The organism is Leptospiraceae bacterium (assembly GCA_024233835.1).
In the GTDB taxonomy this organism is placed as follows: domain Bacteria; phylum Spirochaetota; class Leptospiria; order Leptospirales; family Leptospiraceae; genus JACKPC01.
The window spans coordinates 365,954-382,850 of record JACKPC010000003.1 but is presented as its reverse complement, the minus strand read 5'-3'; the positions used below and the strand labels follow the sequence as shown (position 1 = coordinate 382,850).

Genomic DNA, 16,897 nt, shown 5'->3' with positions numbered 1-16,897 from the left:
AATACGATTCCTGTTTATTTCGCTCCCTTAGAGATAAGATATTTTTTGATCTCCGGATCCAGATAGGAATATTCAGCAGCCTGTAAGGGAGTATGGGGAGGCTCTTTATCAAAATGAACATTTATATCCGCTCCTTTTTCCACCAAATATTTCACCATATTCAGATTATTTTTAAGTATTGCCCGAAAAATCACCGTCCTCTGCAAACCATCTTCTCCCTTATAATTCACATCAGCTCCTCGATAAATCAAGTATTGTGCCAATTCAAGGTTATCCATCAAACAGGCCACTTCGAGAGGAGATGAAATACTCTCTGTTTTATAATTTAAAGAATATCCCTGTTTCAATAAATAATCGATCACCCGTAAATCCTGAGTTTTATCCAAAGTTCTACCGATTTTGTCGGCAGCAAAAGTAAGTAAAGCATTTACATTTTTCTCCCCCTGAAGGATTTCATCCAAACGAGTTTTATTCAGAACTTTAGAAGCACGAAACTCACCTTTATCATCATAAGCGTATATACTCCATTGATTATCATAATTCAGCATCAGGAAGATACAATAGTCCTTTGAATACAAATATTTCTTGCGGAAAGTTTCAACCGTTTTCTCCATCATAGGTTTTGTTTCGGGATATATTTTGTCTACGAGACACACCTTATAACTAAAATACGTCAGGAGATATTTGTATACTTGCGGGCGATTCAAGGAATCGGCAAGCAAAACTTCATGATAATCTTCCTGGTTAATAATAGTATTCAGCGGAATCTCCCTTTCTTTCTCAGGAGAAGAACCAAGTATCTCATAACTGACCTTTACAGTATCCCATTTAAACAGAAAGCTTTTATTTCCTACCCACTTATCAGCAATTGTCCGATAAGGAATTATCAACTCACCTTTTTGGAATTTTATATTTTCCTTATTTATCTTTATCTGCATATTCTGACTATCTTTAATTTCCTCTTGAGTTTCCTTTACTACTTCAGTTTGATTTTCAGTTTTTAGTTCTTCAGAAACACCCAGGCGAAAAGGAAGAGAAACCCAATCAATAATCGTAACGGGAAAACTGTAAAGGGCGGTAAGTAAAGCTATGCCGGTGTATTCGCCCCATCCATCCCGCTCTACCACAAAAGGAATCACTCCTCCTATGAGATAATAAGAATTGCTTAACTCATTCTTAACTTTATACCGCGCTTCCCAAACGCTATCTTTCATTTTTCGGATTACACGAAATCTTTTCACCGGAACTAAAAGGCTTTCCGACGTAAACTTCTTCGCTCCCGCAGAAACCAACTTTTCTTCCATTAAATCGTATTCTTTGGAAGAAGTTTCTCGTTTATCCATAAGAGTCTTCGTGTGTGAAACATTTAACATAACACATTGATTCACAAAAAGAATAATCCAAATAACTAAACAAAAAATCTTCATAAGTTCTATCATTTACCAAGATACTAAATGCTTAGTCAAATCCGATTCCTACTCCGGATTAGATTTTTATAGGTATTTCATAAAAAAATAGTTTACTATAGCAAACTATGTATAATATTTGAAACTTATGTCTTATTATGGGAATGGATTTTCTTAGGAATCTATGGGTGTAAAGGTTTACTATTCCGCTTCTCAAAGCGAGCTGGCCAAGAATTTAGGAGATAAAATTCAGGCCGAAAGGTTGAATCAGGGGCCTTTCTATAGTCCTTTCCTGATTTTACCTTCTCGAAATATGGAAAAGTGGCTTAAATTAGAGCTCAGTCAAAAATTTGGAATCGCGGCTAATCTAGAAACCTATCAGTTAGAGAATGGTCTCTTTGAATTAATAAAAAGATTGTATGGACTGATCCCCGGCTTAAAAGGTTTAAACTTCGAATTACTAACAAATGAAAAGTTCAAGCTTTTAATCAATCTTGCCCTCCTTTACTACCTTGATAGAAAAGACAATCAAGCTCTCGGACAGATAAAAGACTACTTTTTTGATGAAACTTCCTATGAAAAAAAGCCGGATTCGACTATTCGTGTATACCAACTTTCCACAAGACTATCAAAACTCTTTCGGGATTATGAATTTCATCATCCGGAAGAAGTGAATAAATGGATATTTACAGAGCCGGGTATAGATCTCGAAGGCAATGAAGCCTACCTGTATTCAGCCATTATTAAAAGAGGAAATATTCTTTCGAGGTTAAATAAAAGACTAAAAGAATCAGGAACCGTTCTCAATACTCTCTTTTACTACTTTACAAGAGTTAAAAAACTATACGAAGGACAAAAGAGTCATTACGATAATCCTGAATCTATTCGTATTTCCGTATATTTCTATTCTCTAAGAGAAGTTTCAGCTTTTCACTACAAAGTAATTGACTATCTGAGTGAATTTTATAATATTCACATTTTCAAACAGGATTATCCGGGTCTTCGTAAAAACTATGCAAAACATTTTCTTATTCAGAAATGGGCAAAACCTTTTTTAGATGATTATAAATTATTAAATCGCTACTGTAAAAAGGTTAATTTCCTTACAACAAAACAAGAAGTCTTTAGTACAGAATTATTACAGGTTTTTCGAAATAGCTTTTTACACGAAAACACAAGTCTTCAATCTAAACCCGGACAGGATACAAGTATACAATTTATAGCCTGCCCCGGAATTTACAGAGAAGTTGAATTTGTATATGATAACCTGATATACAATCTAAAGAAAGATCCATCTCTTAAGTTACACGAAATAGGTATTATTGTTCCATCTATCAATACCTATAAGCCGATTATACAGGGAATATTCGGCAGAAAGGAAATTTATCTCCCCTACACTCTAACCGATATTTCTGCCAAAAAAGAAAGCCTGTATGGTAACGCTATCCTTTCTATGTTATCTCTGGCAGCCGGTCCTTTAAGCCGCAGGGAAGTCTTTGAATTTTTATATAATCCTTATTTCTTACATTCTGCCGGACTTCACAGAAAAGATGTAGATAAGTGCTTATCTTTGATGGATAGACTTAATGTTTTTCATTCTCTAAATGAAGAAGATAGAAAAAACAAAAATTATATAGAGGGAAAACAATATACCTGGAAACAGGCTTTTGAGAGACTCCGACTCGGACGTATCTGTTTAGCCTTTGATAATACAGATGCTGGCTTAACCTCTGTCGCTTTTTCAGATTCTCACTCGAGCGATAAAGAATTAATGGATATATTTTCTTTAAAGGTGGAGCTATTATTAGAAGATCTTAAAAAACTATCTTCTATCCGTAAAAATGGTAAAGAATGGAGAACAAGTCTTATCTATATTTTTGAACAATACCTGTCTCTACCGGAAGATAAACAGGAAGAACTAAAAGTCAAAATAACTCTTTTTGAAGGCTTAAAAAATCTTGAGTACTTAGATACATTAAATGAGGCTCTCCATTGGGATTTTAAACCCGACTTAGAATGGATTACTCAATTTGTTTCTTCTTTATTGGAGGAAGTGCCGGGTATGATTGGCTATTACCCTTCCGGTATAAATATCTCTACCTTTTCCGGTTTTAAACAGATCCCCTTTAAACTGGTATACATTTTAGGAATAAATGAAAATGAATTTCCTTCCAAAGAACATGTTTCGAGTTTAGATGTGTTTAGGGATAAAATAGTTGAGGGGAAATATTCCCTAAGCGCTCTCGAAACGTTTCACTTTTTTGAAAGAATAATTCACACAGAATCTAAAGTTTATCTCTCCTATATCAACCAGGATTTAAAAAAAGATTCCGAACTTTTTTATTCTCCAATTTATAAAGAATTACTCAATTTACTAAATCAGGATTTCCTTGATACAAAAGATCCAAATTTAGCTACTGAGCAATCAGAATATCTACAGCAGTATTTTTCACGGGATGAGAAACTTTATATATCCAGAGAACCTCTCAGTCGTTTTGATGAAGTTTACTCAAAAGAAAACTTTATCAAAAGCCTTAGCTCGATAACAGATACTTTCTTCTTATATGAACTTTCTCCAACTTCCGAATCAGAAGAAGAACCAATACAAAAAGATGAACCGATAGAAAAAGAAGTATATAACTTAAGTCTAAAAGATCTATCAGACTTTCTTTTAAATTCTGCTCAAAGTCAAATGAAACAATTATTTAATATATACGAAGAGCCGGAAAGCCCCTTACTTATCAATAACGAATACTACAACCTGAATAAACTACAGGAGACCCGGTTAATTCTAAAAGTTTATAGAGAATTTCTCGAAGGTGAACTCGAAGATGTTTCCGAGATAATCCCAAGAGTCATAAGTCTTTATAAGCTCTCAAAATCCAAAGGAAATACACCGGAAGGAGGTTTTTCTGACTATGCACTAAAGAAATTAGAAAAAGATTTGGAAGGACGCTTATCTCGCCCAAAGAGTAAAGATAATCCTACAACACTGAAAGAAGAATTCAGTACTATTAAAAAGTTACAGCCCTTCACCTTATACTGCGGAAACAAAGAACCTAAAAAAAAGAAATTACGGGTAGTTTCCTTTCCGACTGCAAAATTTGAAATCCAAAATAGAGAGAATAAAAATCTTAGTGTTGAACTTTCATTCGAATTTCCTTATGTATTTGAGACAGAGGACAGGAAGTCTTTAACACTTATTTTTTTAACGAATAGTTCTAAAGCAAAAGATAAGATAAACAAATATCAGCTTCTGCCGTTTTTATTTCAACTTTTTCTTGATTCGGAGCTTCATCCCGATCTAAGCCGTACTTACAAAAGCAAAGATTTATTTTTCTTTATTACAAACTCAGAAGGTTATTCATCAACAAGAAGAATACATACAAAAACAAAAGAAGCCAGAGAATATTTAGAATCTCTTATACTCGATTATCTGGATGACACAAATCTCTCATATCTTCACTTTGAAAGAATTATAGATAAATCTTCAGAACAGATAGAAGATACCGAATTCCAGAGACAGATAGAAAAAAAACTTTTGAAACCCGATTCCTATGCTCATTATCAGCCTCCTAGCTTTGTGCGACTGGGTGGAATTTCAGTTCCTAAAAAAGCCAGAGAACTCATTAAAAAAAGATATGAACCTTTCCAATAAAAATCCCTTAACCTTACCGGAACCTTCCAAATTTGATTTCACAAGACACGCGGTAATAGAAGCTTCGGCAGGTACCGGAAAAACCTATGCCATTACCAGGCTCGTTCTTGAACTAATAAAAGGTTCCGATAATCAAAAAAACAAAAGAAAACCGGTTCCTTTAAACAATATTCTTCTTGTTACCTTTACAGAAAAAGCAACTTCGGAACTAAAAATGAGGATTCGTTCCGAGCTTACTACTGAATATCATAAAGAAATAGATAAAAAAACAAAAAAAATTTTACAGGAAGCCTTACATCAATTTGAACAAGTAGCTATCTATACCATTCACGGTTTTTGTCATGATACTTTAAAAGACTTTGCTTTTCACAACAAAGCTCTTTTTGATCAAAATATATTAGACGATAAAGAAATCTTTGAAAAAGTACTATTGGAACAAAAACGTAGTTTATGGCATAAAATATTTCAAGAGGAGCTTTCTTTCTTTCTCGAACTCTGGAATTATAAGGCTGAAGAGAGTGATCGAGATATTATAAATCTGGCTCTCAGCTACAAGGAAGACGAATTCACACAGCTTCTACCTGAATTACATTCCCGGATACAGGAAGGAAAGCTATCAAACTTCTGGAATGATATGCAGGTAAATTTGGTAAAAATTATTAGTAATTTAGAATCCATTAACTTTTCAAAAATAAAAACAAGAAAAAAAAAGCTAATAAATACCGGCAATGATATACTACATAAATACACTACTTCAAACGACATAAAATTTTTTGTATATAATATAAATTTAACAAATCTCAAAGAAGCTTTAGTGGATAAAGAAGAAGATAACCCGAGCTATTCAGAACTTCATGTTTGTCTTTCCGAACTATTAGATTTATGTAATTATATTCAATATCAACTCCCTGTTTTTGCTATCCTGAATCTAAAAAAAGGTGTAGAAGAATACAAGGCTTCTCGCTCCGGAATCTCCTTTGATGATATGATCCAAAAACTTAAAAATGCTATTTTAGAAAAAAATTCCCGGGTTCTTACTGAACTTCAACAAAAATACACCTATGCTTTTGTAGACGAGTTTCAGGATACCGATAATGCCCAGTGGACTATTTTTCGTGAAATGTTTTTAAAGGATAAAAAACACAGACTCTATGTGATTGGAGATCCCAAACAGGCAATTTATTCTTTTCGAGGAGCCGATGTAAATACATATAAGAAAGCCAGTAATGAAATGATAGAATCAGCAAAGGCAAATTATTTTAGCCTTGATACAAATTATCGTTCTTCTCCAATCCTGATTGACTCTTTAAACTCCCTTTTTCAGAATAAAGACTGGTCTCTAAATTATCGAGCTGTAAATGCTCCCGAAGATAAACAAAGAGGAAAAGAGGAGTATGAAGAAGAGCTAAAAAAAATACAGAGAAAAGCTCTAAACCTTATCTCCTTTGAAACCCAGAACTTAAAGAAAGAAAACTTTGAGTATTCCCTCGCTCAGTATATTGCAGGAGAAATTCAGTATTTATTCAGTAAAAACTTTCATTACTTTGATAAAGAAAAAAAGCAATTCCTGGCCTTAAAAAGGAATAAAATATGTATCCTGATATCTAAACGCCAGGAAGCAGAAGAACTAATTCAGGCTTTATATGAAAGACAAATTCCTGCTGCTCTTTATAAAGAAGAAGGTCTTTTTGATACTGATGAAGCCCTACAACTCTATTATCTTCTGGCAGCTATTGCTTCTCCTGAAGATTTAAGTGCCTTCCAAACTGCTCTTGTAGGAGAATTTTTTAATTTCCGTGTAGAAGAAATTAAGAATCATTCGGAAAAAGTTAAGCAGGCATCTTTTCTTTTAGAAAAATGGATACAGATAGCCGATACTCACAATTGGCCGGAACTTTTCAAATCTGTATTTGAAGACACAGGACTCAAACAACGAATTTTAAATGAAGAAAACTATTTAAGAAAATTCACCAATTATAAACAGTTAATACAGGAATTAGAAAAAGTAGCCTACCAGAAAAATTTGAACATCCATTCATTGGTTCTTGCATTCCGTTTTTGGAGAGAAAGCGGTCGCAACTTAGAAGAAGAAGCAAATTTATTAGAAAAAGACAGTGAAGAATCCAAAGTTCAGATTCTCACCATGCATAAAAGTAAAGGACTTGAATTTCCTGTCGTTTTTATTGCCGGCTTATTAAATCCTCCTAAATCCTCATTCTATTATAAATATCATGAGAATAATAATTCGGATGTACTTATTTATCATTTATATCCTTCTGCAAAACCTAAAGCAGAAGAAGAACGAATAAAGGAAGATGAACGTCTTTTTTATGTAGCGTTTACCAGAGCCCGGGATTTGCTATATATCCCCTATTTGTCTATTGAAAAAAGGAGAGAAGATTATGGTGCTCTGGGCACACATATTGCCGATAAATTAAAACCCTTTGTAGAAAACAATGCAGTACAATACCATAAATTAACTTATACTCAAATACCACCTTCCCCCACAATTACCGCTGAAGAATCACAAAAAAAGAAACTGCAAACTATTTCCTTGCCCTCCATTACAAAAGAAGATCTTTTTGTTCCACTAAGAAAAATTGCCATGCGATCCTATACTTCGGTCAAAGCTGAACTCGAAACAAAAAAATCTACTTCACAGATAGGTCTGAGTTATGATACAAAAGATATTCAGGAAAAACTTTCTGAAAACGAACTCGACTATGAAGAAATTCTTCCGGGTAGTCGTTTCACAGGTTTATTATTGCATGAAATTCTTGAAGACTTAGAAATTGAAAGATTTTCAAAACATCTAAATTTCCCTTCCTTCACGGAAGATTCAACTATAAAAAATCTTATTCAATCGAAAATTTATAACTATGCTTATTACCAAAAAGAATTTGGAACTAATTATGTATCCCTGCATGCAGAAATTATAAAGAGGATACAAAGTATACTCTGGAACACATTTCATACAAAACTACCTTCCGGTTTTTCTCTAAAAGATATTCAAAAAGGAAAATATTTAAGAGAAGTCAGCTTCCTTTACCATAATTCTGAAAAAGAATTTTTTACCGGAAGTATCGACCTTGTATTTTCTTATCAGGATAAATACTATATTCTCGATTGGAAGACCGATAGTCTTTCCTCTTACTCTCCTGACTTTTTACTCAATAGAATAAAAAGTTCCGGTTATCGTATTCAATATCTACTTTATACCCTCGCTCTTTACCGCTGGGTCAATACATCCCAGAAAAATCCATGCGGTCTCGAAGAGTTCATCAATAATCAAATGGGAGGCATTTATTACATCTTTTTAAGAGCTTTTCAAAAAGAGGTAAGTGAAGAGGGAATTGCTTTTATAGAACCCCTTGCATTAGAGAACCCCTATAAACTCTTAAAAGAAGAATACGGGCTTAAATTATCCTCCGTGTTATAATTTTTGTTTCCTGAGAGTTCTATCAAAATCCCAATTTTTACTTTTCATCCCTGCCCAAATTTTAAAATGTGTTTCTTTAGATGAAAATTCGTGTATCAGATGTAAGAGTAAAGCACAGAATCAGAAAAAGTACCGGAGATCTGGAAGGTCTTAAAGAGTCCATTAACCGGGTTGGTCTTTTACAACCCATTTTAATCGACCTGGACAATAATCTTGTATCGGGTTACCGTCGCCTCGAAGCAGTAAAACTTCTTGGTTGGGAACAAATTGATGCCCGATTTATTGATGTACAAAACCCTAAAAATCGAATTATCTTAGAGCTGGAAGAAAACATTCATAGAAAGGATTTCAGCGAAGAAGAAAAAGAAAATGCTCAAAAATTAGTAGAAAAAATCGATAAAGAAGGAATCCTTCAAAAAACAAAAACCTGGCTAAGAACCCTGGTGAATAAAAAATTAAAAAAGAGCGAATAGGAACAACATGCAAAGATTATCAAAAATTGTTTATTATTACATGATTCTCATGAGACCGAGACAGTGGCTTAAAAATATCATTATTTTTGCCGGCTTACTGTTTTCAAAAAAATTCTTTGAAACCGAAGCCTTTATAAATTCCTTGATTGCGTTTTTTCTTTTTTCTTTTATTGCCAGTTGTCAATATGTAGTAAACGATTATCTGGATCGCAAAGAAGACGCTGTACACCCTGAAAAGATGCACCGTCCCCTGGCCTCCGGCAAAATAGAGCCCGGAATCGCACTATCCATTACAATTATACTGATCCCCATTCTGATTGTAGTTTCTTATCGCTTAAATCCATTTTTCTTCTTTCTAGTCAGTTTTTATTTTTTATTTAATCTTCTTTATAGTAAATACCTTAAGCATATGGTCATTCTCGATGTAATGAGCATAAGCCTCGGCTTTATCATCCGTGCTATAGCCGGTGCGGTTGTGGTTGGGGTTAATTTTTCCAACTGGCTTCTACTCTGCACATTTATGCTTTCTCTTTTCTGGGGTTTCAGCAAACGCAGAGGAGAACTAATTTTACTTCACAGTTCGGCCGGAACCCACAGAAAAATCTTACAGGAATACTCTCCCGGTTTTTTAGATCTGATGATGGGCATAACCGGTTCTATGACCATTATGAGTTATGTTATGTACACACTGAGCCCGGATACTATGCACAACCTCGGGACAGATAAATTATTTTTTACAATTCCTGTGGTGGTTTATGCTATTTTCCGAAGTCTCTATATAATTTTTATTAAAAATATGGGTCACAGTCCTACAGAAGCCATTTTAAAAGATAAGAACGTCCTTTTCTCCGGCTTACTCTGGACTATCATCCTTTTAGTCCTGATTTACAAACCCTTTGCTTTTTTAAAGTAATGAGCATACAGGTACAATATATTTTCCAAAAACTTTTTCTTTTTCTTCTCCTGCTCTGGTTTGGCAGCTTCTGTCTTTCTGCCGATCCGGATCTTCCTCCTCTACCGGATAATTATACTCCAATCAAACGGGCAAAAATCAAAGGAAGTGTCCATAAAAAAAAGACAAAATATAAAAACCAGCATCGAAAGAAAAAACGTATCCTTAAAAAAAGATATAAAAAACACTCAAGCCTTTCTCGAAAGATTAAAACAAAAAAAACTTACCGCAAAAAGTATTATAGAAAAGCAAGAAAAATGAGAGCTCGGAAGCAATTTAAGAAGTTTTCAGCTTCGAAGAAAAAAAAGATACAACAAAGACCTAAAAATACTTTTACAAAACGAAAAGTTCAAAAGAAACGTCCAAATGAGAGTACTAAGAAAAGCTGGTTAAAGGAAATTCTCTCCGATGAAAAATAAACTTATCAAATACAGCCTGATTTTTCTGGCCTTAATGGTGGCAGGTCTATTTATTTCTTATTTTAGAAGTAGCAAACACGAAACCACTCCCGAATTACGTCCCCTTCACCGGATAACAGGGGAAGTAATCAATGCTGATGAATGGAAAGGGAAAAGAAAGGTGCTGTATTTCTGGGCTACCTGGTGCGGAGTCTGTCGCTTAAACCTGCCTTTGTTTAAAAATGCCTACTCTTTTCTCGGAAGCAATTCCAATACTCTTCTTCTCTCCATTGAAGAGGGTGGTTCCGGAAAGGAAGCTCTAAAAACCTATATGGAAAAGAATCAAATTCATTTCCCGGTTTATATTGCAGGTAAGAACCTTCTGGAAAATTGGAAAGTTGAAGGTTTCCCTACTACCATTTATTTGAACGAAAAAGATGAAGTTAAATTTATTGATATTGGAATTTTAAATCCTTTTACTTTCTATTTTCGTTATTTTTTACTCGCATTTCTTTGAATTTAGGGCTTCGATAGGAGAATTTAATGATTTTTTTATTTTTTTTAAATTATGAAAGAATTATTTTTGACAGGATAAGCTTACCGCTTATTTGTACAGAAAACTCCTTACCATTATATTTAAAAGGTTTACTAAATGTCTCTTACTTTAGCAGATGAAGAGTTGCAAACAATAGCCAACGATCTGGCGCAATATCTAACAGATATGCTGTTAAAAGATGAAATCATCCCTGAAAGAATTTTTCTCGAAGTCGATGAGAAATTTGGAATTTTTCAGGGGGCTCTGAAACGTTCCGCTTATTCCGCCTGGAATAAGGTTAATAACCAACTAAGTGAACAAAAACAAAGGGAAATTCGTTCTCCGGTTCGCCTGGTAAAATTGCCGGACAAGTTTACTCCTGAAGAAAAACTACAACTCTTTCTGCCGGAAGAAAAGATAATCTTCAACCAGAAGATTTTCCGTTCGATCCTCGATCATGTAAGCTTTGATTCTCTAAATCCCAGTGCGGAAAAGCAGTTAATGGGCCGTCTCAAAACGGAAGCCATCGGTTTAAATGAGCAGGAAATCCTTATTTACTACAATCTTATCAAATGGAGTAAAAAGCCCCAGGGAGGAAGTTCTGCTGATCAGGCAAATGAAGCAGAAGATGAGTCAGAAAATGCCCATGTATATGCAGCTGAAGTTGTTTCGAATATTGAACAAAATATCATTGGAATGGATAAGATAATCCAACAAAATGAAAACCGTAACCTGAATGTTGATTTTATTTCTGTTGTCTTTCTAAATAAAATTGAACTTCAAAGGGCTTCGCTTAAAGTGTACCGTCTTCTTACAGGAAGTTATGAAGAGAATAAAATATTTCTCAATATCATGAAAACCTACCTAAAAATGGTTTCTGATAACTGGGGTGTAGATTACGAAGAAACCATGTCGTATTTTTGTGTTTTTATGCTTTTCTCGGGTGCTGATCCCAAGTTTATCCATGCCGAACAGTTTTCCAGGACATTCCAGAAGTTTCTTCTTTCCGATGCAGGACGTATAAAAAGTGTAATTATTGCAAACATCAAATTTATTTACCTATTTCTAACGATTTTGACAGCCCAGGTAATTGAAATTAATAAGAAGTTTGCAGCCTGCTCCAATGATCAAAAGGAAAAACTTATCAAACTTTATGCAAGCCAGGAAAGACAGGGGATGATTGTAGCCAATGCTTCTAACTTTGCCCTGCGTAAGCTGGAATGTGCAAAATCTGATTTGTTTGATGTAAAAAAGAATATTAAAACTTTTCTATCCAAGTTTCCGAATATTTTAAATACGGAAGTTTTGTTTAAAGTAAAATACTAATAAAGGGATACACATGGTCTTAGAACCCAAACCATCCATGAGAGGCGTAATCGCCTTTTTAGACAAAATTAACCCGGTGGTTGTATTTGTTTCTATCATCGGACTGATTCTTGAGTTTACCTCGATTAAACCCTATGTGGTTCTCTTTAACTCTTTTATTGATGTTTTCTTTGTGATAGACTTTCTTGTAAGGCTCTTTTCATTTCCGAAAAAAGATTACTTCTTTAATGGTTATGGCTGGGTAGACTTATTAGCCGCTATTCCCGGTTTTACCTTCCTTACAGAACAGGTTCCGGGCTTCTTTAAAATCTTCAAGATTTTACGTATCGGTCGTTTCTTTAAAATTATCCGGATTCTCAGGTTCTTACGGATTTTTAGCTTCTTAAAGAAAATGAAAAGCGACTCTCCTTATATACAGGAGAGGATCATGAAGATCGGTGTGGTCATTGTTCTGGTTCTTGTGGTTTCCATAGGTCTTATCGACTTCTTTGTAGATCATATGTTTGTAAAAGACAAACAAACTGTTGTAACAAAGCTCAAGGAAGAAGGCAAGTCTACTTCAGAAGCTTTAAAACTGGTATTTAATTCGGAGTTAAAAGCCTATTCTATTGGCGAGAATTACTATAACGGAAAAAATGATCTCATAGAAAAAGATGCATACGAAAGTATAAGCCATAAAGATGATAATCATATAATAAAACTCTCCGATTCTGAATCCTGTATTGTTCACAGCGCAGTATACCTCTCTCATAAAAATAATATTATGCTGAGTATTATCCTCGCCCTGATAGTTCTTATCAGTATTGTAATCTTCTATATTGGTTCTATTCTTGCGAAAGATATTAAAATTGTGAACCTGATAGTTGATTCGATAGACGCTGATGACTACATGCTATTGACCACCGAAGGTATGAATTACCAGGAAGAAGATGGTTCCTATGTGGTACATGAGGGAGAAGAAGAAATCACTTCTCTCTTTAAAATGGTCAATCGCCTCATTATTGAGAAAAATATTGCTGATGGTGGAATGATGATGGGTGGTGGAGGTATGGATCTGGGAATGTCGTTTAAAGATGTATCCTCAGGTCAGGACTTCAGTCCGAGTTTTCTGGATAATCCTTCTTCCGCTTCAGGAGGAAACTTTGGTTCAGAGATTGATCTGGATGAAATCAGGGAAATCATCCGGGAAGAAAACCAATCTCTTCTGAAACAGGTTTCAGGCGGCAAAAAACAGGACGATTTCGGAATGATGGAAATGGACAACTTCGGAGAAGATGCAGAGCTTGCCGGGCCTGACTTCAACCTCAGCGATATAAAAGATGCAATTTACAGAGCTAACGAAGATTTAAAAGAAGAGTTATTACATGAACTCTTACAAAGATTAGAAGAACAACAAAAAGATGTAGCACTGAAATCGATTAAATTGGCATCCAAGGGTATTGTAAATTACTTAAACGATAACCTGAAGAAATAAACGACTTTTAAAAAGTGCTTACTTAAGTACCATCGGATACTTCGATACTTATCTTAAAATTCAAATTCAGTATCCGGTGGTGTATCAAATCCCCGTTTCTACCTTTCAATTTTCTTCTAAAAAAGGAAAAATTACATTGATATATTTCTAAAGCAAATTATTTTGATAGTAAGCTTCTTTTAGCCTCCTGAAAGGGATTTTTGAAAGAAACTAGTAATCAATTAAGTCTAAGAAATTAGAACTTTTATAAAGGGATCAGTATGGTAGAATTCACAAAAAGAGCGAAAAGAGTCATTAACGAAATGGCTCAAGAAGAGGCAAAAAGATTGGGCCATGATTATGTGGGTCCGGAGCATATCTTTCTCGGCCTCCTGCGCGAAGAAGATTCTGTTGCTGTAAAAATCCTGATAAACCTGAACATTAATCTCAATGAACTTAGAAAAGAGGTAGAAAAGAAATCCAGAGAAGGAAATCTCCTGCTCGACCTTCCCAATAGCCACGAAAGGTATCAACGTATTGTAGAAACATCCAAAGAAGAAGCCAAGCGCATGAAACATAATTACGTTGGAACAGAGCATATTCTCCTCGCCTTACTCAGAGACAGCAACAATATAGCATCAGCCGTTTTAAATACATTCAGTGTCAATTATAATGTCATAAAAAGCGAAATCTTAAGACTATTAGGTGTTCCTCCTGTAGGTTCTGTTGGAGTCACCCAATCACAACAAACCAGTACAACTGCTCAAAGAACCGAAAAAAGCAAAACTCCGATTTTAGATGAGTTTGCCAGGGATTTAACCAACCTGGCCCGAGAAGGAAAACTCGATCCGGTTATCGGGAGAACCCAGGAAATCGAAAGAGTCATACAAATTCTTTCCCGTAAAACGAAAAACAATCCCGTTCTTATCGGTGAATCAGGAGTAGGAAAAACAGCGATAGTTGAGGGTCTTGCCCAATCCATTGTAGAACAAACCGTTCCGGATCTTCTTTTCGATAAACGTGTTCTTTCTCTTGACCTTGCTGGCCTCATCGCCGGAACCAAGTACAGAGGAGAATTCGAAGAACGTTTAAAGAAAATAATGAAAGAAATTGTCGCCTCCTCGAATATCATTATTTTTATTGATGAACTTCATACTCTCATCGGTGCAGGTGCCGCAGAAGGAGCCGTTGATGCTGCCAATATCCTAAAACCAGCTCTGGCCAGGGGTGAACTTCAATGTATAGGAGCTACCACGAATACTGAGTACAGAAAATACATAGAAAAAGATTCAGCCCTGGAAAGACGTTTCCAGACGGTAAAAGTAAATGAGCCCAATATCGATGATGCCATTAAAATTCTACAGGGACTTAAGAAATCCTATGAAAGTCACCACCGGGTTCGTTACTCAAATCGGGCTCTGGAAACCGCTGTTAAGCTTTCCAGTCGGTATATCAACGACCGTTATCTCCCTGATAAAGCGATTGATATTATTGATGAAGCCGGCTCCAAAGCCAGACTGGCAAATTGCGGAAGACCTCAAGAAATTAAAGACCTCGAAGAAGAAATTAAAACCCTGACCGGTAAAAAAGAAGAACTGGTTCGCTCTCAAGAATATGAAAAAGCAGCCAGCGTTCGAGATGAAGTAAACCGTAAACGACAAAATCTGGAAGATAAGATTCGAGCCTGGCAGGAGAGAATGGAGAGTTACTCCGTGTCTATTGATGAGGAAGAAATTCTCTCTGTAATTTCCATGTGGACAGGCATCCCTCTAGAAAAAATGGAGGAATCGGAAAATGAGAAGCTCCTTCAATTGGAAGGTATTCTAAAGGAAAGAGTTGTCGGTCAAAAAGCTGCTATAGATAATCTGGCAAGAGCTGTTCGCAGGGCCAGAACCGGCTTTAAAAATGACAAACGTCCAACCGGTTCTTTTATTTTTCTTGGTCCAACCGGAGTAGGAAAGACCGAGTTAGCCAAAGCTCTCGCCGTTTTCCTTTTTGGAGATGAAAAACACATGCTCCGGATTGACATGTCCGAATATATGGAACCCCATTCCATTAGCCGTTTGATAGGAGCTCCACCGGGCTATGTAGGATATGACGATGGAGGGCAACTAACGGAATTTGTAAGAAGAAAACCCTATAGCATCGTTCTCCTTGATGAAATTGAAAAAGCTCATCCGGACATATTCAATGTTCTTCTACAGATTATGGAAGAAGGAAATCTTACCGATACCAAGGGAAGAAAAGTTAATTTCCGTGATACTATCATCATTATGACTTCCAATATTGCAGCCAAGGAAATTCAAAAAGGTGGAAGGCCGGGCTTTGAAGATGTTGAAGGGGAAAAAGAACGCTCAAAAGCTGAAATGACCCGAGACGAGTTGAAAAAATATTTCAATCCGGAATTTTTAAACCGTGTGGATGAAGTAATCTATTTCCATCCTTTAACTATTCAGGAAATTATAGAAATCGTAGACATCATGCTCAAAGACTTCAACACCAGACTCATAGAGAAGAAAATCAGCGTTCAAATGAGTCAAAAAGCCAAAGAGCATATGGCTGACATAGGCTATGATAAACAATTTGGTGCAAGACCCCTGCGTAGGATTTTTCAAAAGGAATTGGAAGACTATATGGCCATTCAATTATTAAAGGGTGCCTATAGTGATCCAACCACAATTATCATTGATGTAGTTGATGATAAATTTACTTACTCAGAAGAACCCTGGGAAAATGCCGGTTTTCCTGAACCAGGTGAAAAATCTATCAACGAAGAAAACAACAATGAGAAGGAAGAAGTCGCAGTGGCCCACAAATAGGTATGAATCTCTTATTCCCGGTTTTAATCATTCTGGCTTATATGTTTATTAAGCGTTTCTGGTATGCAAGACAAAAGGTTCGATTACCAGCTACTATAGACAAAGTAAACCTTTGCGTGATGGAACCGGGTCTCATTGTCCCGGAAGTTAATGTCCGATACAAATACTACTTTAAAAATGGTTTATATTATGGGAATGGGTATGCAGAACTCAGAGATTTGCTCAACCAGGAAGAATATGAAATATCGTTCAATCAAGCAGGAGAGCCTATATTAAAAGTTGCAGGGAAGTTACTCATAACCGAAGAACATATAGAAGCATATCTCCTAGAATTACATGAAACAGTTGACATATTAATAGACCCTATAGAACCATTTCATTCTGAAATAGAAGGATTCTTAAGCGAATCTATCAGTTTAAAACTCTAATCAGGGAGAC

At 35.5% G+C, this 16,897-nt stretch carries 11 protein-coding genes; 10 read left to right on the top strand and 1 reads right to left on the bottom strand.

Going from position 1 to position 16,897, the window contains the following annotated elements; translation table 11 throughout:
- Positions 1-14 precede the first annotated feature (14 nt).
- Entirely contained in the window at positions 15-1,343 is a 1,329-nt protein-coding gene (locus H7A25_16050) for an ankyrin repeat domain-containing protein (GenBank protein ID MCP5501415.1), read from the bottom strand.
- Positions 1,344-1,590: 247 nt separating this feature from the next.
- On the opposite strand from H7A25_16050, the gene H7A25_16045 reads away from it, so the two are divergent.
- The 10 genes from H7A25_16045 (at position 1,591) to H7A25_16000 (ending at position 16,887) form a co-directional block, all read left to right on the top strand.
- Positions 1,591-5,064, top strand: a complete 3,474-nt coding sequence (locus H7A25_16045) for an exodeoxyribonuclease V subunit gamma (protein MCP5501414.1) — start codon at positions 1,591-1,593, stop codon at positions 5,062-5,064.
- On the top strand, positions 5,048-8,503 hold the full coding sequence (locus H7A25_16040) for a UvrD-helicase domain-containing protein (GenBank protein ID MCP5501413.1): 3,456 nt from the start codon (positions 5,048-5,050) through the stop codon (positions 8,501-8,503). Before H7A25_16045 ends, H7A25_16040 begins: the two co-directional genes overlap by 17 nt.
- A gap of 80 nt (positions 8,504-8,583) precedes the next feature.
- Positions 8,584-8,976 (top strand): ParB N-terminal domain-containing protein, encoded by a 393-nt coding sequence (locus tag H7A25_16035; GenBank protein MCP5501412.1) that lies wholly within the window; start codon positions 8,584-8,586, stop codon positions 8,974-8,976.
- A gap of 25 nt (positions 8,977-9,001) precedes the next feature.
- Complete coding sequence (locus tag H7A25_16030; GenBank protein ID MCP5501411.1) at positions 9,002-9,889, top strand: decaprenyl-phosphate phosphoribosyltransferase; 888 nt, start codon at positions 9,002-9,004, stop codon at positions 9,887-9,889.
- On the top strand, positions 9,889-10,347 hold the full coding sequence (locus tag H7A25_16025) for a hypothetical protein (GenBank protein MCP5501410.1): 459 nt from the start codon (positions 9,889-9,891) through the stop codon (positions 10,345-10,347). The genes H7A25_16030 and H7A25_16025 overlap by 1 nt, the downstream gene beginning before the upstream one ends.
- Positions 10,337-10,843: a TlpA family protein disulfide reductase gene (locus H7A25_16020; GenBank protein MCP5501409.1), complete on the top strand. Its 507-nt coding sequence runs from the start codon at positions 10,337-10,339 to the stop codon at positions 10,841-10,843. The genes H7A25_16025 and H7A25_16020 overlap by 11 nt, the downstream gene beginning before the upstream one ends.
- 135 nt (positions 10,844-10,978) lie before the next feature.
- Positions 10,979-12,187: a hypothetical protein gene (locus H7A25_16015; GenBank protein MCP5501408.1), complete on the top strand. Its 1,209-nt coding sequence runs from the start codon at positions 10,979-10,981 to the stop codon at positions 12,185-12,187.
- Between the two features lie 13 nt (positions 12,188-12,200).
- Positions 12,201-13,661 (top strand): ion transporter, encoded by a 1,461-nt coding sequence (locus H7A25_16010; protein MCP5501407.1) that lies wholly within the window; start codon positions 12,201-12,203, stop codon positions 13,659-13,661.
- 260 nt (positions 13,662-13,921) lie between these two features.
- The gene (locus tag H7A25_16005; protein MCP5501406.1) at positions 13,922-16,459 is read left to right on the top strand and encodes an ATP-dependent Clp protease ATP-binding subunit; all 2,538 of its coding nucleotides are present in this window, start codon (positions 13,922-13,924) and stop codon (positions 16,457-16,459) included.
- Positions 16,460-16,461: 2 nt separating this feature from the next.
- Complete coding sequence (locus H7A25_16000; GenBank protein ID MCP5501405.1) at positions 16,462-16,887, top strand: hypothetical protein; 426 nt, start codon at positions 16,462-16,464, stop codon at positions 16,885-16,887.
- Positions 16,888-16,897 lie beyond the last annotated feature (10 nt).